General features: G+C 38.5%; 4 protein-coding genes. All 4 read right to left on the bottom strand.

The features are described from left to right. Positions 1-480: 480 nt before the first annotated feature. Entirely contained in the window at positions 481-1,119 is a 639-nt protein-coding gene (locus G7Y39_RS13195; RefSeq protein ID WP_165157896.1) for a hypothetical protein, read from the bottom strand. Further along, on the bottom strand, positions 1,116-1,313 hold the full coding sequence (locus G7Y39_RS13190) for a helix-turn-helix domain-containing protein (protein WP_165157895.1): 198 nt from the start codon (positions 1,311-1,313) through the stop codon (positions 1,116-1,118). Before G7Y39_RS13190 ends, G7Y39_RS13195 begins: the two co-directional genes overlap by 4 nt. Positions 1,314-1,320: 7 nt before the next feature. After that, a complete protein-coding gene (locus G7Y39_RS13185; protein ID WP_165157894.1) occupies positions 1,321-1,827 on the bottom strand; it encodes a hypothetical protein in 507 nt (168 codons plus the stop codon). Positions 1,828-1,948: 121 nt separating this feature from the next. Further along, the gene (locus G7Y39_RS13180) at positions 1,949-2,305 is read right to left on the bottom strand and encodes a hypothetical protein (RefSeq protein ID WP_165157893.1); all 357 of its coding nucleotides are present in this window, start codon (positions 2,303-2,305) and stop codon (positions 1,949-1,951) included. Between the last annotated feature and the right edge of the window lie 308 nt (positions 2,306-2,613).

The raw sequence follows: 2,613 nt of genomic DNA, 5'->3' as shown, positions 1-2,613 counted from the left end.
CCAAAATCGTGCGCGGGTGCACCGATTACAGCAGCATGCTCCCCATGAACATGGGTTTGAGTACTAATAAATACTAAATGTTTAATGAAAACAAAATCAGGGGATAGAAGCTAACAGCCATTGAATCCGTGATTTGCAATTTCGTCCGGCTGTGCTTGGACGCTTACTAAAAGAATATCACGTGTAGCTTATTTCTCTGATAGGCACAGGGATGTAATTTCTGCGTTAAACCTACGAAAAGAGTTGATTTTCTATGGATGGAAGCATACTGGATGCGTTGAGCTGTATAATATAGTAAGAGATCCATATGTGGTATGCCGTCAATGTAGGCATTCCGATATAAAAATGACTATGCGTTATCTTCGTAGTCTTGGCTTAGGTATTAATGAGGCAGTACGAGAATGGTAGCAATTACGTAAAATTATATAAAGTTCATGAATATACCAATAAAACATGCCCGTGTAATGGAAAACACGGGCGTTATACTTTGGTGATGCTTTTGTCGTGCTGAATTCTCCTGATCCCCTCGCTCTTGGCGAAGATACCGACTTGATCACCCTTGCACATATCGTAGGTGATAAAGGTCTTCATCAGAAAAACATCCAGCACTACGGCTTTGAATCCCATAGCAATTCCTTCTTTACAGGTGGCTGATACATTCTCCCGGTACCTTCCGTCCACCTCTTCGTGCGAAAATGTGAACGAATAACTATTGTTTATCTCGAAGTACCGCTTAATCAACTCTTTTCCTGTAAGGTTAATACCCATCCGATCGGCGAACCGTCTGAAGAAGTGAGGAGGGAACACAAGAAGAATCATCTTACCATTGACAAATACAGGCATATAGGCGTACTTACCATGATTGGTATCATGGTAGCACACAAAAGAGATCCGGCAATTGTCGCCTATATCCTTTTTATTGTGAGCCTCCCATAATATCAGCCACTTGTTTTTACGCTTAGTGGTAACAAATGAGTGGATGCGCAAAGGGAAGATGCCTGATTTATTGATTATCCGGCTAACCTTAGCGTCTTTTGTGTCGGATATTGAGAATATATTTTGATAATCAGCCTTGATCTCCTCCAACAATTCGGATGTTGTCATGCTTGTCGTAATCATATTATTTCTATTTTCACTTCGAGCGCATCGCATATCCTCGCAAGTATATCTATCCCAACTGAAAATTTTCCGTTCTCGACGTTGGAGATTGTCGCTGGTCGGATGTTGGCTATTTCGGCCAGTCGACGAACCGTATAGCCTTTTTCCTTTCTTATATTGGCTATCCTTGTCCCTATTCTTTCCCTGCTTGTCATAAGATATTTACATAAGTGTTGCAACACGCAGTTCTATATCGTATGTAACCAATTCCTTGTCACAATCTCCATCCTCCATTCTCCTAACAAATATTTGGAGTACCTTTCCTTCGCTGACAGTTATATTTTTCTCTTCCTCTATAACAGCTCCTCCAAAAGAGTAGCTAAATATCTTACATTCAGACGAAAAACGAAGAATACGATATTTCATCTCCTCTGAAATGCCGTATTCTACTGTATAACGAATGTCGTATCCTGATGATGTATCAATGCTGATAGGACACGCTATAGCTCTCCCGTATAGCTCCCTACATACCTCGCCATTTTTTATTATCTTGGCGATAATTATTTTATCCAAGCAAATACTCGATTCTGTATAATGTTTAATTATAGATTTGTATATTTGATCAGGTATCTCAATAGCGCAGCGTTTACGAGTATACATGTTGTAAAATCTCAACGTTTTGTTATCATCAAGATTTAAAATAGATACCCACTTATTATCGACACTCATACTTTTGCATGTTACATACATGCAAAAGTATCCCATTGGATACGATCTAGATGTATTGATCGTTACATCGAAACCGTTTTTTGTTCTAAAATTATATGTGCTCATATTTGTTATGTTAAATCTACTTCAATCCAGCCTCTCTTACTATGTTTTCATCTTGCCAATCAGCCCAATCGCAATACCATTGAGCCGCTGGTCTTATGATCTCATTTTTTATCATTTCGTAATCATATTTGACATCAAGCGTGGAGCAATAATGTAACGCAGCAATCATTGGCTCTTTAATCCCAAATCTATTGGTATAACTAAACCTTAATGTAAGTACATCAGGATTCAATACTACATCGTCCCTTACAAATATCTCGATAATACTCGCGGAACGTGTGTGTATTATAACATTCCTCCCATATAGGGGATCACCGCCTTTTTCGTGGCCGGATCCCTCTATAAAGGCAAACTCTGGTAATGTTAACTTCATGTCTTTTATTCTAATCTTCTATAGCATAATCCCCAGAAGCAAAGGGGGCAAGCTCACTAACTATGGATTCGATACGCATCGCGTCATCTTCTGATATGACGATATCCATATTATCGTTACACACCATTGATATACCATTATCAGCAAGTATATCTAACAGCTCTTGATTTTTTGTATATAACAATAGTTCGTTAATTTTTTGATTCTTGGCAGATATGCTACAAAACACATTAAACCCTTTGATTATCAGTAAAATAGTCGCCTAAAAAGATGGTCAAGTGGCGAATTTTTCGTAACTTTATAGTTGA

The organism is Parabacteroides sp. ZJ-118 (assembly GCF_011038785.1).
In the GTDB taxonomy this organism is placed as follows: domain Bacteria; phylum Bacteroidota; class Bacteroidia; order Bacteroidales; family Tannerellaceae; genus Parabacteroides.
Note: the sequence above shows the minus strand (reverse complement) of the source record. Positions and strands in the feature narration are given on the sequence as shown.

Excerpts from the sequence above, each read along its gene's own strand:
- G7Y39_RS13195 (WP_165157896.1), bottom strand. The coding sequence starts at position 1,119 with ATGATTACGACAAGCATGACAACATCCGAATTGTTGGAGGAGATCAAG.
- G7Y39_RS13190 (WP_165157895.1), bottom strand. The coding sequence starts at position 1,313 with ATGACAAGCAGGGAAAGAATAGGGACAAGGATAGCCAATATAAGAAAG.
- G7Y39_RS13185 (WP_165157894.1), bottom strand. The coding sequence starts at position 1,827 with ATGAGTGTCGATAATAAGTGGGTATCTATTTTAAATCTTGATGATAAC.
- G7Y39_RS13180 (WP_165157893.1), bottom strand. The coding sequence starts at position 2,305 with ATGAAGTTAACATTACCAGAGTTTGCCTTTATAGAGGGATCCGGCCAC.